General features: G+C 46.6%; 15 protein-coding genes and 2 riboswitches. Of the genes, 8 read left to right on the top strand and 7 right to left on the bottom strand.

Features of this window, described 5'->3' with window-relative positions; all coding sequences use genetic code 11:
- Positions 1-338 precede the first annotated feature (338 nt).
- Together A4E54_RS08180 and A4E54_RS08175 are read left to right on the top strand one after the other, a co-directional pair.
- The gene (locus A4E54_RS08180) at positions 339-1,892 is read left to right on the top strand and encodes an InlB B-repeat-containing protein (protein ID WP_286725521.1); all 1,554 of its coding nucleotides are present in this window, start codon (positions 339-341) and stop codon (positions 1,890-1,892) included.
- Positions 1,893-1,913: 21 nt separating this feature from the next.
- Positions 1,914-2,336, top strand: coding sequence for an S-layer homology domain-containing protein (locus tag A4E54_RS08175; protein ID WP_286725518.1), 423 nt, complete (start codon positions 1,914-1,916; stop codon positions 2,334-2,336).
- A 209-nt stretch (positions 2,337-2,545) separates the two neighbouring features.
- Here A4E54_RS08175 and A4E54_RS08170 read toward each other — a convergent pair whose 3' ends face one another.
- On the bottom strand, positions 2,546-4,354 hold the full coding sequence (locus A4E54_RS08170) for a dynamin family protein (RefSeq protein WP_240084231.1): 1,809 nt from the start codon (positions 4,352-4,354) through the stop codon (positions 2,546-2,548).
- A 52-nt stretch (positions 4,355-4,406) separates the two neighbouring features.
- A riboswitch (Fluoride riboswitch) is annotated at positions 4,407-4,466 on the bottom strand.
- Between the two features lie 197 nt (positions 4,467-4,663).
- Positions 4,664-4,722, top strand: a riboswitch (Fluoride riboswitch).
- 86 nt (positions 4,723-4,808) lie between these two features.
- Between A4E54_RS08170 and A4E54_RS08165 the strand changes: the two genes are divergently transcribed.
- Complete coding sequence (locus tag A4E54_RS08165; RefSeq protein WP_240084230.1) at positions 4,809-5,501, top strand: iron-sulfur cluster assembly scaffold protein; 693 nt, start codon at positions 4,809-4,811, stop codon at positions 5,499-5,501.
- Positions 5,502-5,524: 23 nt separating this feature from the next.
- Positions 5,525-6,523 (top strand): GGGtGRT protein, encoded by a 999-nt coding sequence (locus tag A4E54_RS08160; RefSeq protein ID WP_240084229.1) that lies wholly within the window; start codon positions 5,525-5,527, stop codon positions 6,521-6,523.
- 88 nt (positions 6,524-6,611) lie between these two features.
- Here the strand turns inward: A4E54_RS08160 and A4E54_RS08155 are convergent, their stop codons facing one another.
- Complete coding sequence (locus A4E54_RS08155) at positions 6,612-7,682, bottom strand: NAD(P)-binding protein (protein WP_286725515.1); 1,071 nt, start codon at positions 7,680-7,682, stop codon at positions 6,612-6,614.
- Positions 7,683-7,969: 287 nt separating this feature from the next.
- Between A4E54_RS08155 and A4E54_RS08150 the strand changes: the two genes are divergently transcribed.
- Positions 7,970-8,101: a hypothetical protein gene (locus A4E54_RS08150; protein WP_282442365.1), complete on the top strand. Its 132-nt coding sequence runs from the start codon at positions 7,970-7,972 to the stop codon at positions 8,099-8,101.
- A 229-nt stretch (positions 8,102-8,330) separates the two neighbouring features.
- Positions 8,331-8,762 carry a hypothetical protein gene (locus A4E54_RS08145; protein ID WP_240084227.1) on the top strand — a complete coding sequence of 144 codons (432 nt, stop codon included), beginning with the start codon at positions 8,331-8,333 and terminating at the stop codon, positions 8,760-8,762.
- Positions 8,763-8,786: 24 nt separating this feature from the next.
- Here A4E54_RS08145 and A4E54_RS08140 read toward each other — a convergent pair whose 3' ends face one another.
- Positions 8,787-9,425, bottom strand: a complete 639-nt coding sequence (locus A4E54_RS08140; protein ID WP_240084226.1) for an S-layer homology domain-containing protein — start codon at positions 9,423-9,425, stop codon at positions 8,787-8,789.
- Positions 9,426-9,662: 237 nt separating this feature from the next.
- On the opposite strand from A4E54_RS08140, the gene A4E54_RS08135 reads away from it, so the two are divergent.
- On the top strand, positions 9,663-10,076 hold the full coding sequence (locus A4E54_RS08135) for a response regulator (protein WP_240084225.1): 414 nt from the start codon (positions 9,663-9,665) through the stop codon (positions 10,074-10,076).
- 18 nt (positions 10,077-10,094) lie between these two features.
- On the opposite strand, the gene A4E54_RS08130 is transcribed toward A4E54_RS08135, so the two are convergent.
- Entirely contained in the window at positions 10,095-10,391 is a 297-nt protein-coding gene (locus A4E54_RS08130; RefSeq protein ID WP_240084224.1) for a hypothetical protein, read from the bottom strand.
- 586 nt (positions 10,392-10,977) lie between these two features.
- Here A4E54_RS08130 and A4E54_RS08125 point away from each other — a divergent pair.
- Positions 10,978-11,751, top strand: coding sequence for a sulfite exporter TauE/SafE family protein (locus A4E54_RS08125; RefSeq protein WP_240084223.1), 774 nt, complete (start codon positions 10,978-10,980; stop codon positions 11,749-11,751).
- 9 nt (positions 11,752-11,760) lie between these two features.
- Here A4E54_RS08125 and A4E54_RS08120 read toward each other — a convergent pair whose 3' ends face one another.
- The 3 genes from A4E54_RS08120 to A4E54_RS15900 form a co-directional block, all read right to left on the bottom strand.
- A complete protein-coding gene (locus A4E54_RS08120; protein ID WP_240084222.1) occupies positions 11,761-13,227 on the bottom strand; it encodes an amino acid permease in 1,467 nt (488 codons plus the stop codon).
- Between the two features lie 144 nt (positions 13,228-13,371).
- Positions 13,372-15,267, bottom strand: a complete 1,896-nt coding sequence (locus tag A4E54_RS08115) for a thioredoxin domain-containing protein (protein WP_502687931.1) — start codon at positions 15,265-15,267, stop codon at positions 13,372-13,374.
- 38 nt (positions 15,268-15,305) lie between these two features.
- Positions 15,306-15,470 carry a DUF255 domain-containing protein gene (locus tag A4E54_RS15900; protein ID WP_502687930.1) on the bottom strand — a complete coding sequence of 55 codons (165 nt, stop codon included), beginning with the start codon at positions 15,468-15,470 and terminating at the stop codon, positions 15,306-15,308.
- Between the last annotated feature and the right edge of the window lie 884 nt (positions 15,471-16,354).

Below are 16,354 nucleotides of genomic sequence, written 5' to 3'. Positions count from 1 at the left end.
TCCAGTGAAATCAAGGGTTCTAGGGTTTTGAAGTTGACCACAACTAGAATTTTTAAAAGAAAAAGCTTAGGTGTTTAACCTAAGCTTTTATAATTCCTGCTAGTGTCAAGCTCCCAGCAGCGAAGGCCGGGCGGTTCTTTGGTTAACAGTGGCCAACGGTTCGGATATCGATTATGATCTGTCAATGACGTCATTAAGACCCCCATATCACCGTACACCAGAACGGCTATCGCGGTAAAGACGCAGCCGTCTGACTTAAGCTACACGGCGGGAGAAGCCCTCGATCTTACAGGGCTGGAAGTGTAACCCTCACATACAACGACGGCTCTACCGAGGATGTGGCTTTTGCTGGCTTCGCAAGCAAAAGCATAACGGCAAGCCCCGCCAATGGAACGACGCTGTCGGTGGCAACCCACAATGGGCAGGCAATAACACCGACCTGTAATTCCAAAACCGCAACGACGAACAATCTGACGGTCAGCGCCGCTCCGGCCATAAGTCCCACATCCTGCAATTATGACCTGAACGCCCCCGCCGATATAACCGCAACCATTACATGGAACAGCGCGGTGTCGGTCACCGATGCGGTTTACAGCATAAGACCTGACGTAACGGTATATACGCTGGACTCGGACGACTATACCGTCGCAGGCAATGGCCTGACCATAGAAAACAGCTTCTTCTCCGATCTTCCGCTTACGACAGGCGCCGCCCTCGATTTTGTTTTCACCTTCAACACGGGAGCAACAGCTACCCTGACGGTAAATGTAGTGGACGGCTTTGTGGCGGTAACAGACATTTCTAGAGTGCCGGCTGCGGCGACAGCGGGTACGCCGCTCACGCTTATCGGCACTGTCTCACCGGCTAACGCGACGAATCAAACCGTCACATGGAGCGTCTATAACGCGGGAGACACGGGGGCGTCAATTTCGGGGGACATACTGTCCACAACGGCGGCGGGCGTTGCTGTTGTGCGGGCAACGGTAACAAACGGCCTGACCGCAAGCTCGGATTATACGCAGGATTTCAATATAACGGTGAATGCGGCTCCGGTTACAACCTATACCGTCACCTTCAGCTCAAATGGCGGGACCTATGCCACAAAAACAGTCAACGCAGGCGAGAGCATCGGAAGCGGCAATTTTCCCTCTGACCCGACGAGAAGCAGCTACTCCTTCGGCGGCTGGTTCACGGGTGAAAACGGCGCGGGTACGGAGTTTACCTCCGCGACACCAGTAAACGCCACGATGACCGTCTACGCTAAATGGACGTACGGAGGCGGTGGAGACGGGGACAATGACGGAGACGGGGACAATGGCGGAAGCTCTGTCAAGCCGTCCGAAAAGACCATCACCGTTACCGAAACGAGCAGCGGTTTGTTCAGCGGCAGTATGGGCAAGATCAGCGTCAGCGCCAATATGGACAATGCCTTTTCTAATTCGGTGGAGGTTAAGGTTACGGATACGGGCGAGGACAAGGCAAGCTTTCAGCTTGGTGCCGGCGACGAGTTCTACCCCTTTGACATCTCCCTGTACATCAAAGGCACAAACGAAAAAACGCAGCCCGCGCCCGGCTACGCTGTAACCATCTCCCTGCCGGTGCCGGAAAACCTGCTCGATAAGAAAGAGCTACTCGATGTCGTGCACAAATCGGATAGCGGCAAAGTGACGACACTTGCGTCCCGCCTGGAACAAAGGAATGGCGTTTGGTACCTTGTGTTCGAGGCGACGGAGTTCTCGCCCTACGCGCTGGTGGTCCGAAGGGCTGGAAGCTATGATGAATCGGCGGGTGTGCCGTATTACCTTAATGCCAATGGAAACAAAGTGTTCATCGGCTTGGCGGCAAACGGAAAATATATTGCTCCTGAAGGCGTAACCGTTTCGGTTATGTAGAACGGCAAGGGCTTCACAGATGTGTCCGGACATTGGGCGGCGGGGTATATCGGCTTTGTGACCGAGCGGGAGATCTTCGCCGGCGCCGGAGGAAATACCTTCTCCCCCGATAGGGGCATGACCCGCGCCATGCTCGCAACGGTCATCGGGCGGCTTTATGAGCGCAGCTACGGCGAAATCAAGCCCTCGGATGAGCGGGTCTTCACCGACTGCGATTACGGCGCTTATTACGGCAAATACATAGCTTGGGCGGCGAAAAACGGTATCATAGGAGGCAGCGGGAACGGAAGGTTCGGTCCGGATGACCAAATCACCCGTGAACAGATGGCGGCACTTCTCTATCGTTTCGCAGACTTCCTCGGCGTCCTTCCATCCGGCATGGATACCGTGCTTGATTATCCCGATGTCGGCAGCATTTCGGGCTATGCCAAGCCCCCGGGGTGAGCCATGACCCGCCAACAGCTTATGCGCGACATAGCCGCGACTGCGGAGAATATAGCCCAACTCAAAAAGTAAATTCAGCTTTTAATTATTCTGCCAATATTCCATAAAGCTGGGAAAGGTTGGTTTTGTCTCTAAGGCCGTAGAATAGGCATGGAAAAGGATTAAATTTAAATACTTAGCAAACAATTTTTCTCCTGTCTTGAGGCGTTTTATAAAGTCATCAAAACGCCAGGTATTTTGGAAGTCTGGAGATTAACCCTAACCCCGGCGATTTCCCGCAAGCTTTCCCTGGCTGATTCCAGCGTCTTCATCTGTTCTGCCAGTTTCTCATAAGCTTCGGCAGCTTCTTTTTCACTGTGCTCCCTTTTTTCAATGACACGGGTTAAAACAAGTCGCGTTCCTTCTATAGCTGAATTGAATTTTTCCTCGAGGAGGTTTTTAAAAACCTTGACACTTTTAGAAATCCTATCATTATAATCGGTTCTGAGCCGGCCGCAGTTACGGTCCAAATCCTGTTCCACCTTTTTTCTCATCACCCGCATGATCATCGGACCAGTAATGAATTTTGGCAGAAAAAGCGCATATAAGTTAGCCGCATTGGGGATAAACATATTCGCTTGCTCGCCTAAGATATAATAAAGTTTGGTTTCCTCGGTCAGCGCTTCTGCTTCGGTAAAACCTTCGACTTTAAGATCAAAGATTTCCGCTGATTGCTTCAAAAGTTCGCCGATTACCTTATTTGTTTTATTGGTGAACCGAGCAATTACGCGGTCGAAGGCCTCCCTCACTTTTTCCTCAACCTTGGGTTGCCATTCGTCGAAGGCCGTCAGGACCTTTTTCTCAATGTAATCTTCCAGGTAATGCATCAGTTTACGTCCCGAGAGTTCTTTTTTAGCCTGGTATTCCTGTTCTATGTCTTTTGCAATGATCATGTTTTGACTTTCCTGGAACACGGTTATTTCATGCTCAAGCTCCTGGTAGACCTTACTTTTCTCACCTTGAAAGATATAACCGTTATCCTCTTGCTCCTGCCGCAAATTCATGACCATTTCGTCAAACAGGGTTATCTTAGCCTTCAATTCTTCCAAAGGAATACCAAGTGCCTTCATCTCTAGTTCCAACCCGAGCTGCAATTCACCGGCTGCGTTGTTGCCTTTATTGCAGGTAGCGTTTATAGCCGCACGCCCCTTTTCTTTTAGCAGGAAATTTTCCAGAATGTTGGTAAACGCCGGCAGGTTGCTTGCTTTCAACTTTTCATCGTCGCAGGAAATTTTTCCGTCCAAAGCTAACTTGGCGGAAACCGGGTAAATATTTATTTCTTCGAAGCCGACTTTTTCAGCTAGCACTTTCTTGGCAAATTCAAGTGCCTTTTTTTTATCCTGCTCATTTAAATAATCAATTTTATTTAGAATAAAGAACGTCTTTGCTGAATACTGCTCGATGTCTTTTAAAAAATCCAGCTCGGATTGGCTGATCGGCTGGTCGGACGATAAAAGAAAAATGGCAGCGTCCACCTTGGGCAGGTAGTTATAAGTCTCATCCGTATTGTTCCGGTAAACTGAGCCGACCCCCGGTGTGTCTATTAAAACGACGCCGTCATTTAAATAAGGCGACGGGTACTCAAGATGAACTAGCTTGACATTCTTTTCATTGCAGGGGTTGCCCTCTTCAGTAACGTATAAGGGCAAATCATCCAGCGTAGCTTCTGCGGCACCCCCGTCCGAGAAAGTTACTTTTACACTAATCTTCTCACCATATTGGATCAAGGTAACAATGGAAGTTAGTGGTACGACGGCAGTTGGCAAAAGGTCCTCCCCTAGAAGGGCATTAAGGAAAGTTGTTTTTCCCCTTTTGAATTCACCGAGGACAACCAAATTAAAGCGGCCATGTAAAAGCTTTTGCTTTATTTCTTCTAGGTATTCTACGAGGTGGACGATTTCTCTTTGTTTGGCTATGTTTTCGAGTAATCCCAGGTTTTCTAGGACCTTAGTTCTTAATTTCCCATAACTTTGCTCCATTAATTTCTGACCTCCCACTCGGCAAAATAAAAAACTCCTACCAATATAAAAAATATTGGTAGGAGTTATTAGCCTCAAAAGACGTTGGGTGAACTCCATCACCTGGGTTATATAACTTATAACATTTTATCTGAAAAAAATTATTAGGTCAATATGGTTTGGGTAGTGTTTCAAATTACGTGGCCAAACACAAAGGTGTATTGATTATAAAAGAATAAAAATTGTTTATCAATAAAATTTTATTGCTAATAGTAATCTTTATGTGATAATTTATTAGGTGACAAATCAGATTATACAGGTTATATATTTTTGACAGCAGGCGATGGAGTTCGCCTAATGCCTATAAGGCTGATGACTCCTACTTATTAATGTAGGAGTTTTTTTATTATAGATTAAATTAAAAATCAACTTTGGATATTCCAAATTAAAAATGTTCAAAGGAGGAAAGAATTTAATGATTTATTCTCATGAAGTGGAAAACATGTGTACCGTGGCAAAAGGCCCAAAACATGGACCGGCGGCGATTCCTGAGGAAGGAAATTGGGTCAAGGTTTATGATGTGAAAGATGTTTCCGGTCTTACTCATGGGGTTGGTGGGTGCGCGCCACAGCAGGGTGCTTGTAAAATCACCCTGAATGTAAAGGCAGGTCTTATTGAAGAAGCCTTAATTGAGACTATCGGGTGTTCAGGCATGACTCATTCAGCTGCTATGGCTTCAGAAATACTACCGGGAAAAACTATTTTGGAAGCACTGAATACAGATCTGGTATGCGATGCAATCAACGTAGCTATGAGAGAACTATTTTTGCAGATAGTCTATGGCAGGACACAAACGGCATTTTCAGAAGGCGGGCTGCCCATAGGCGCCGGTCTCGAGGATCTGGGAAAAGGGTTGAGAGCCCAGGTGGCCACCATGTATGGAACCAAAATAAAGGGAACACGTTATCTGGAAATGGCAGAGGGCTATGTAACCAGGATGGGGTTGGATGAAAACAATGAGGTTATTGGATATAAGTTCGTGCACCTTGGGAAGATGATGGAAATGGTTGCAAAAGGCGTTGATGCTAATGAAGCTGTGCAAAAAGCCACCGGTCAGTACGGCAGATATGATGAGGCGGTAAAATATATCGATCCCAGGCATGAATAATTTTGAGATAGGAGGAATAAGAGATGCAACTATTTGAGAGTTATGAGAGAAGAATAAATCAGATTACCCCGGTATTAGAAAAATACGGAATGAGCAGCCTTGACGAAGCTTGGCAGATTTGCGCGAATAAAGGTATTGACGTGCAGACCATTGTAAAAGCTATTCAAACAATCTGTTTTGAAAATGCCGTATGGGCTTATACTCTCGGCGCCGCAATTGCGATAAAAAAGGGACTAAAAACAGCCAGCGAAGCTGCCGAAGCATTAGGAGAAGGACTGCAGGCTTTTTGTATCCCCGGCTCGGTTGCAGACCAGCGGCAGGTTGGCACCGGACACGGCAACCTGGCTGCCATGCTGCTAAGGGAAGATACGAAATGTTTTGCGTTTCTTGCCGGCCATGAATCCTTCGCTGCTGCAGAAGGAGCGATAGGCATCGCGAAATCCGCCAACCGAGTTAGAAAACAACCGTTAAGGGTTATACTAAACGGTCTCGGTAAAGACGCTGCCTATATAATTTCTAGAATTAACGGCTTCACATATGTTAAAACAGAGTTTGACTATTTTACCAGTGAGTTGAAAATTATTGAAGAAAAACCGTTTTCCAAAGGTGAAAAAGCTTTGGTTAAATGCTATGGTTGTGATGATGTGCGTGAAGGCGTAGCCATCATGCATCATGAATCAGTTGACGTGTCAATTACGGGCAACTCAACGAACCCCACACGTTTTCAACATCCGGTCGCCGGAACTTATAAAAAAGAGTGCATCGAACAAGGAAAGAAATATTTTTCAGTAGCCTCAGGAGGGGGCACCGGTAGAACCCTTCACCCTGATAACATGGGAGCGGGTCCTGCTTCATATGGAATGACAGATACCATGGGAAGAATGCATTCCGATGCACAATTTGCGGGCTCATCCTCAGTACCGGCGCATGTAGAGATGATGGGGCTGATTGGTATGGGTAATAATCCGATGGTTGGAGCATCAGTCTCGGTTGCCGTAGCAATTGAAGAAGCAATGAAATAAGTTTTCCAGGTATTTGATTAGTAAACTTCCATGGTATACCCGGATACGTGTATAGCCGGCAAACTAGGATTTTTAACTGACGAAGACTTTACCATAAATTTATTAATGAATGGATATGATCAATAACGTTTATTTTAGTCCGGTAAATGAGTTGCTGCACTCCAGGCAGTCCCAAGATGGCTATTAGACGGTTGATATCCGTATTATTCAGTTTTATAAATGCATTACGTATATTGTTAACTTTTTTAATTAAATTTATCAAAAAAGAAATTTCCTTTTCGTAATCCAAATGATAAATGGTAGAGCGCGCGGCTATCACTCCGCTGGCAATTGAGGGAAAAGCACCCATGCCGAGTAAAGGATCTATAAAGCCCCCGGATACACCGGCAAAATATAAATTTTTTACCTTGTGAGGGTAGACTAAGCCTGCTGTTAGAGTGGTCTGAAACTCTTCAACAACCGTAAAATTGAACTTTTCTATGGTAAAAAACTTTTTCCAGTAGGCCGGAAGTTGTTCGGTATCTATATTAGCCACACATAAAACCAAGCTGGCACGCTTTGAATTGTATGGAGCCAGGTAGGCATAGCCCTTGTTAGTATAATCATTGTTCAGCCATATAGAAAGGGTATTTTCGTCAAAACTGCCCAATACAATGGCACCCATAATGGAAGTGGACACCGTGTCTTGCCATAATCCCAAGGAAGCGGGGATATCTTTACGTGCTGTTGCCACGACCACATAATCATACACCTTGGTAAGTTTTTGCCAGTCCGGGGCATGGTCAAATAAAATATGCGTATTTTTCAATGAATCGGAAATCTGATTATCAATAGAGTTTTCTAATTGTCCCCGGATAACAAGATAGCCCAAATCACCTTGAACTATGGAACGGCTGTTGGCGGAAATATGGATGATTTTTTTTACTCTATTAAGAGGCATAAGAGAAATATCATAGGTCTGCCGGGCAAATGCTAAAAGATCCTGGGTAGTAATAGACCGAAACAAAATTTCCAGTATCGCTCCTGTATGGGGAAAGGGGTGTCCGACAGAACGGGATATTTCATAAATTACCGGTTGACACCCCAGTCTCTCCAATTCATGAGCACAGGACAGACCGGCAGCACCAGCACCAATGATTGCTACCCGCGGTTTTGCCATTATGTAAGTGTCTCCAAATTTTTGATATCAGTCACTTTCAATTATTATTACCCAAAATCTATTGCTGTACATTTCAAAAACTTAATTTACTAACCGGCCCGTGGCTTTTTCCAGCCGGGAAAACAAAAACCTGGCCATTTATTCGGCCAGGTTTTGCTAAGGAGGTCAATGTGACAGTTATTGCCACTGTCATTATAGCTTATGTGAATAGATTAATTTGGGTGAATATCCACTGGTTAACATTTTTGTCGTATCCCGCATATTATAAGAAAAAAGGGGTGATATAAATGGGATACGGTACTGCTGCTGAAGGTTGCGGCACAGGTTGCGGAACTGGTTTTGGCAACTTCGGGTTTATTATTTTCCTGATCTTCATTCTGCTCATCTTCGGAGTGGGCGTATGTGGCTGCGGCATTTAGGCTGAAAATTATATAAATAACAACCACCGGTTCCCGTTAAATCGGTGGTTATTTTTTAAAGCCGATTTTTATTGCAAAGGAAACCCCTGGAGTACCCAGGGGTTGTTTTTATAGCGGACTCCTCGTGGGATAATTTATTAGGTATCGGCGGTCAGATTAATTTTACTGAGCTTAATAGTAAATACTATTGTAGTGAACGATATAAAAACATGAAACTTGGTGGATGTAATTGAATCAGGATTCGCAAGGTAAAAAACCTTGGGTTGCCGCTTTATGGTCGTTCATTTTCCCGGGATTTGGACAGTTTTATAACGGCGATTATTTAGTCGGGATAGTCCTGATAATTCTAGAAATAATAGTAAACATCAACAGCAATTTAAACTTGTCTATTTACTACACATTTAATGGTGATTTTGCTGAGTCTTTTAAAGTGGTGGATTGGAAATGGATTCTATTTTACCCGTCGATACTTAATTTGGGCATGTGGCAGGCATACTATCGGGCAGGTGGGAAGGGGAATGGATTTTTTATCGGTTTTCAGTTTGGCGGGAGTTTCGGCTTATACTGGTCCCTTTTGGGCAGTCCCATGTTTGGCGGGATGCTTGGCGGTTTTATAGGAGCACTTATGGGTCGGATAATTGAAAAAAGGTTTAAGGAATAAGGCAACAGAGGGTTGATGTGAATATTATTTTTCACCGGTAATAATTATTGGGTATTTCAGCCAAAAAGCCCTATCCAGGATAACCAGCGCTTCCGCCCTGGTGGTGCGGTCCAGTGCTCTGAAAGTATGGTCGCTGTAGCCTTCCATCAGGTTTTTCTCAGATACAGCGGCAACAATTGGTTTTGCCCAGCCTGAAATATTGCCTGCGTCTTCAAATTTAGAAAGTGCTTTACTGCCGTCAACGGTTTCCATATCCAGTAAACGGAAAACAATAGCCGCCGCCTCTTGCCTGTTAATCGCCTTGTCCAATCTTATTGTATTGTCTTCATAGCCTGCAATGTATCCGGCCGCCTTCGCTCTGGCGATTTCCCCGTAAAACCAGGCGGTGGGCGAAACATCACTGAAAGCAACTTGAGCTTTTTCGTTGAATCCGAATGATTGATTAACCATTGTAATAAATTCGGCCCTGGTGATACTCTTATCGGGTTGAAATGTTCCGTCCGGGTACCCCGCAACGAAACCTCTATCGAGCCAATCGCTAATCTGCTGTTCCGCCCAGTGTCCCTGAATATCTAAAAGATTGGCATGAGCGGACCCGGTTAAGGAAAGAAACATGCATAAAACTGTACCCAGGACAATTATAAATCTGCTTTTAACAATCATCTTTACCCTCCGTTTTTTATCCTTAATTATTTATTACGAAGGTTACGTGGAAAATAAAGGGGTCGTGCTTATTTTATAGTTGACGATATAGAAGGCGTTTCACTAATAGATGGCTGCATGGAGGGTTGTCCTCCATTTTTTTATATATTCATAAAATGTTCAAAGTATCAACATAAAACCGACATATTAAATTGATAATATAAAATTGTCAAGAGCTATCAAAAATCAGGAGGAATTATGAATATTCTATTGCTTGATGATGATGGGGATTGTATAGACAACCTGGCCGCCGTGTTGGAGCCGGCCGGGCACTGGTGCGACAAGTTCACCGTTCCCGGGGCAGCCTTGGAGGCGTACGCGCGTAATCAATATGATGCTGTCATTATCGGTATGAAAATGCCTGTTTTGAACGGGATTGAAATATTAAAGCAGATCCGCTATCTCAATCCGGAGGCGAAAATAATTATTAACACCGGCTGCGGTGATATGGATGCTGTTATTGCTGCGGTGAATAGCGGGGTAGATGCGTTTTTCTGCAAACCGGTTGATGTATTCAAGCTGATTGAAACTCTTGAGAAAATTGAGCTTGAAATCACTGAACAAATGCTGATATTAAGCACGCCCGGCTGGCTGGAGAATATATTGGGCTGAAATTTCTCTCCATAATCTCTACCAGTCATTATACAACCAATATTTAAGCACCAAATTAATATCATCAGGATTAGATTTTTTGATAATATTTAATCTCGACACCGCGTTTAAATGTACTATCAAATCTTTGACAAGTTGCGGATTTTCTTCCTCCATATTCCTAATAAGGGATTGAATTAGTCTATATTCTTTATTCCTATCTTTTTTATTGTTGCTATTATCATCCATAATTTTGGGTTTTTTGAAAAAAATTGACCATAGTATGTATAACCCAGTAAATGCTATTAATAATGCTAAAAAATATGTTATTTTCATTCACCGCACACCTAATTCAAGATTTTGATTATAGATTCTGATAATAATTAAAATCTCCTTCCTAGTTTTAAAATAAGTTGGCAGTTTTACTTAATATTTTAGTAAACATTCATAAAATAAACTGTATGTTGCCGGCGCGAAGAATCTCTGCATTCCGGCCGCGTAAAATCCGCAGATCCAGGAGTCTGCGGATTAACACATTTATCGTCCTTTTCATATAGTGTAGAAATAAACAAAAACTTTTCAATATTAAGGAGGTACCCTCTATGTCCGAGGTCAAAGCGGAGCAAGCTGTAGGTCTAGGTTTTGGCAACCAGGCGTTTATTATCTTTTTAATTCTGATCCTGCTGGTCTTCGGTGTGGGCTTCTGTGGCGGCTGCATCTAAAATGTAAAAATACAAACTGATGACCAGACTGCGTTTTATAACCACCGGTCTTACTCCCCGGTGGTTATAGCTTTCATATGCGGAAATATTAGCGTTTTTCTTGATTTTTTTCAGGTTATGAGATAAAGTCAAAAAATGGGCCAAGTAAATATGTTCCAGCACGCAAAAAAAAGATCTCAGTTATCCGGAGGGAATCTCTATTGAATTTTTTAATTGGTTTGGCGACGGGGGTTTTTGGCGGTCTTATCGGCATTGGCGGCGGTGTGATCATGATCCCTTTAATGGTCGGTATTCTAAAGATGGAACAGCACAAGGCCCAGGGGACAAGTCTTGTTGCCCTAGTCTTCACCGGAGTGTCAGGAGCTCTCACTTATATGTCAAGAGGCTCCGTTGACCTGCCGGCCGCCATAATTTTGGCTTCTACCGCCATTTTCACTGCCAGGGCGGGAGCGAACTTTGCCAATGCTCTTCCGGAATGGAAACTGAAGAGGTCTTTCGGCGGATTATTGTTCGTGGCAACTATACTTTTGCTGCTAAAATCTTATCCGTCTCATATGACGGTAGCCCCAGCAGAATGGACAAAAGTGGTCATTCTTTTGTTAACCGGGGGCGTTACCGGCTTCCTCTCCGGAATGCTGGGGGTCGGCGGGGGCTCGACAATGGTGCCTGCGATGGTGCTGTTCACCGGCTTTACCCAGTATACCGCGCAAGGCAGTTCTCTCCTGGCCATGATTCCTATCGGTTTGGCCGGCGCACACACCCACTGGCGTTTTGGGAATATCAGCAGAGAGACCTTGCCGGGTTTAATCCCGGGCATCCTGCTCGGCTCGTTTTTTGGTGGCTCTCTTGCCCATAGCCTGCCGGAACTTGCTTTGCGCATGATTTTCGCAGTTGTGCTGGTCTGGACGGGAATAAAATTTATCAGAACGCCGAAATCTGTTTCTGAAACCGACGAAGGCAATACCAGGGTATAAGAGAAGTTATCAGTCGCGTTTTGTCGGGTCTGGGGGGAGTTTTTTGGAAACTGGTTTCATCATGTTGAGTTTTAAAGAAAATGAGGGATTGCTTTTTCCGGATAAATTGCTGTGCTTGTATCCGTAAGCGAAGTAAACTAATAATCCGGCGACGATCCATATAACGAAACGGACCATGGTGAGGGTGGGGAGATTGAGCGCCAGATAGGCGGACATGGCCATACTGAGCACGGGCAGCAGCGGCACCCATGGAACCCGGAAAGGCCTGGGGAGGTCGGGCCGTTTGGCCCGCAGAACCAGAAGCCCCGCCGAAACGGCGATGAAGGCGCTCAGAGTGCCTATATTGGCCAGCTCCGCCACCAGGGAAATCGGCAGGAAGGCGCCGATGGCGGCTACAACCAGGCCGATAAGCAGACTGTCCCACAGGGGAGTGCGCAGGCGGGGATGAATCCAGTCGAAAATTGGCGGAAGCAGCCCGTCCCTCGCCATAGCGAAAAAAATACGGCTTTGTCCGTATAGAACGACAAGCAATACGCTGGTTAGTCCCGCTAACGCCCCAACGGAGATAGCGGCGGCGGCCCACGGCAGTCCCACCCGCAGTAAAGCGGCCGACACGGGGGAAGCGGTGTTCAAAGTGGAGTAGTGAACCATGCCGGTAAGGACCAGAGAGACAAGGATATAAAGGACGGTGGCTGTGATTAGGGACGCCACAATGCCGATAGTCAAGTCCCGCCGCGGATTTTTGACTTCTTCCGCCGCCGTGGATACCGCGTCAAAGCCGATATAGGCGAAGAACACAATAGCGGCTCCGTGCACGATGCCGGCGGCGCCGAACGGCAAAAAAGGCTGCCAGTTGGCCGGGTCGATGTGTCTGAAGCCCAGCCCGATAAACAGCAGGATCGCGGCGAGTTTGGCCGTTACCACGAATTTGTTCGCTGTCGCGCTGTGCTGAGCGCCTGTGATAATCAGTCCCGTGAGCAAGAGCACAATAAGCGCCGCCGGCAGGTTGAGCACTCCCCCATTGAAAGGGGAGCTGGTGATGGAAGCCGGCAGGGTCACTCCGGCGGCGGACAGCAAATCGACCAAATATGAACTCCACCCGATTGACACGGCGCCCGCGGAAACGATGTATTCCAGGATAAGATTCCATCCCACCAGCCAGGCCAGTATCTCGCCGAGCGACACATAGGTGAAAGTATAAGCGCTGCCGGCCACCGGAATCATTGAAGCCATCTCCGCGTATATCAGCGCGGCAAGCCCGCTCGCGATGCCCGCCAGCACAAAAGACAGGACAATGCCCGGCCCGGCGTAGTTGGCGGAAACAACCCCGGTCAGCACAAAAATACCCGTGCCGATGATCGCGCCTATGCCCAGGGTGGCCAGATCCAAAGCGCCCAGGGTGCGCGGCAGGCGGTGACGGCTGGTTTCCTTCTCGGCCATTAGCTGTTCAATAGACTTGGCTCGCCATTTAGACACCCCGGTCTTATCCCCTTTCATAAATTGAGGACATTCCTCTGACCCCGAAAATAAGCCTTAAATAGAGGTGTGTTCCCTTTCATAAATTGGGGACATTCCTTCGACCCCAAAGATAGACCCTAAATGGAGGTGTGTCCCCTTTCCTTATAAACCGGACAGTTCGTCAACATCCGTAACAGGTGACAGGCAGGCATGGTTTTGGCATACATAAGCGGTGGCCATGCCGTCGATGGGCTGTTGTTCCCTGATGAAAGGCGCCAGTTCTTCTATTCCTTGAACAGCATCTCCCGCCGGGTGAAAAATTATTACTGTGTCAGGTAGGAATTGACGCCGCACTGCCTGCAGCATTTTTATCACCCCGGGATCCTCCGCTCTTCCGGCGATCACTATCTCCCGGGAGGGACCGAGGGAGAAGTATACTCCGAGGAGATAATGAGCATAGCCCCGGGGGTGGTCTTTAACTATGTTCGCGAAAGCATTTATTTGCTTTTCGGCTGTCTCAGCCAGTTCATCGTCGCCTGTCAGCAAGGCCAGGCGCAGCAGGTTGACCAGCGCGACGGAATTGCCGGACGGCAAGGCCCCGTCGTATATTTCTTTGGGACGGGCGATAAGTTCCTCGGCGTCCGCGCCGTTGAAATAAAAACCGCCGTTTTGCCTGTCCTGAAATAAAGCGATCATTTGTTTCGTCAATTCAAGCGATTTGCGCAGGTAATCAGCTGCAAAGGTGGCCTCGTACAGCTCCAGCAGTCCCCAGGCAAGAAAGGCGTGATCGTCCAGAAAGGCGGGGATGGCCGGTTCGCCGTCGCGGTAGCGGGCCAGCAGCCTGCCGTCTTCCCGTCTAAGCTTTCTGAAGATAAAGTCCGCCGCCCGGGCGGCGGCTTGACTGTAAACAGGCTCGTTGAAAACGGCAGCCGCCTTGGCCAGGGCGGCGATCATCAATCCGTTCCAGGCAGTCAGTATCTTATCGTCTTTATAGGGATGCACCCGCTTTTCGCGCGCTTCAAAGATTTTGCGCCGCAGCCTGTCCGTTAAATCAGTGAATTCACCGGGACGTATGTTAAATGCTACGGCTATATTTTCCGGAGTCTGATCTATCAGGTTCGGGATGCTGCGCCCCTCGAAATTGCCGCTGGCGGTGATGTCATAGAGCCGGCAGAATATTTCACCATCTTTTTCGCCGAGAATTTCCTTGATTTCACCGGGAGACCAGATGTAAAATTTGCCTTCAATGCCTTCGGAATCAGCGTCCTCCGCCGAGTAAAACCCGCCTTCCGGCGAACGCATATCCCTCAGGACATAGGTAAATATTTCTTTGGCGACACGGGCGTAGAGGTCACGGCCGGTAGCCTGGTGCGCCTCGGTATAGGCCAGGGCCAGCAGGGCGTTATCGTAAAGCATCTTCTCAAAGTGCGGTACCAGCCATTTCCCGTCGGTGGAGTAGCGGGAGAAGCCGTACCCGATATGATCATAGATGCCTCCCCGGTACATAGATTCCAGCGTTTTCTCAACCATGGCCAAGGCTTCTATTTCCCCGTTTCTTTTCCAGTAGCGCAGGAGGAAAGATAACGTGTGCGGGGTGGGAAACTTGGGCGCGGCGCCGAACCCCCCGTATTGTTCATCGAACTGGTTTTTGTATTGAACAAAAGCTTTTTTTAGCATGTCTTTAAGATCGTTTTCACCCGGTTCGCCTTCGGCAGGCCTGTCCGGCTGGGGTTGAATGGCTCCGGCCACCTGAGCGCCGGCCCGGATAAACGTGTCTTTTTCATAATGCCATTTTTCCTTGACCCGGGTCAGGATGTCCATCAGGCCCGGCATACCCCGTTTGCTGTTTTTGGGGAAATATGTGCCGGCGAAAAACGGCTTTTTCTCAGGCGTCATGAGCACTGTTAAAGGCCAGCCCCCCTGCCCGGTCATGGCCTGGCAGACCGACATGTAGATGTGATCGATGTCCGGCCGCTCTTCCCGGTCCACCTTGATTGCAACAAACCCGTCGTTAAGGACCCGGGCCACTTCTTCATCTTCGAAACATTCCCGTTCCATTACATGGCACCAGTGACAAGTTCATAAATGCAAGTTAGTCAGCTATACCCAATAGAAAGGAAAACCGGCTTATCCTCGGCTTTTGCTTTCGCAAAGGCTTCATCACACCACGGCCACCAATCCACAGGATTGTATGCGTGTTGGAGCAGGTAAGGCGATTTTTCATTTGCCAATCTATTGGGTACTTTCTTCTCCGATAACATGCGCAACCACCTCCTTTTATTTGAACGTTATATTAACGCTGATATTGTCCCCCTCGCGTAAATAAATAATACTTTCGATAATCGTTTTATACAAAACGTTTCTTTGCTGATTAGCTAATGTAGATGCAATATTGTCAAAGCAGGTGAAGCAATACGACGTTATCAAGGCGAATATTGACAGTATTTTGCGTCAGTCCCCATAGCAGACAAAAGAGCGGGAAACAGAACGCGAATAAAGCCTAGTTTTAGCAGAAAAATACCCCAAAATATGTAAGATAAAAGCATTGGATAAAGACAGGAGCTTTCACAATGTGAAAAGCAAGTACAGCAAGTACACTGTCAGGAGTTATGAGTTATTGACCAGATAAAGATAAAAACTAAAAATATATGAGAACGTAATTAATTTTGTGTAGATGGTTAAACTTACCATATAAGGAGATGACCATTTATGCAAGACATAGTTTTTAGTTGCTCAATAGATTTTTTACCACTTGTCTTTGCGTGTTAACTATTCTTTACGGGTATATTCACCAAACTCATATGCGTCATTAACCAGCTCCAAAGCCTTTTGTGCTTCTGCAACGTGGCTTCTTTTTCAGATAGTGATGCCTGAAGCGCCTCGGCCTTTTCGTTGTCCTCCGCGTCAAAAGATATGAGAAAGTTATCAACGTAAGAGAATAGGTCGCACTTAGCACATTTAATCAGGCCGCTCAAGGCATGTTTTTGTTTCCGGCCTATAACAGGTATAATATTTCGCTGATGAATGAGCGTTAAAATCCGGCAATCGCATTGTGGGATAACCTTATATTCTTTCGCGTTGAGTCGTTTCAATCCACTGATTTTAGAGATTCCAGCATATCAATACTTTTGATTCTCGGTTTCAT

Source organism: Pelotomaculum sp. PtaB.Bin117, assembly GCF_002067195.1.
GTDB lineage: Bacteria > Bacillota > Desulfotomaculia > Desulfotomaculales > Pelotomaculaceae > Pelotomaculum_D > Pelotomaculum_D terephthalicicum.
Note: the sequence above shows the minus strand (reverse complement) of the source record. Positions and strands in the feature narration are given on the sequence as shown.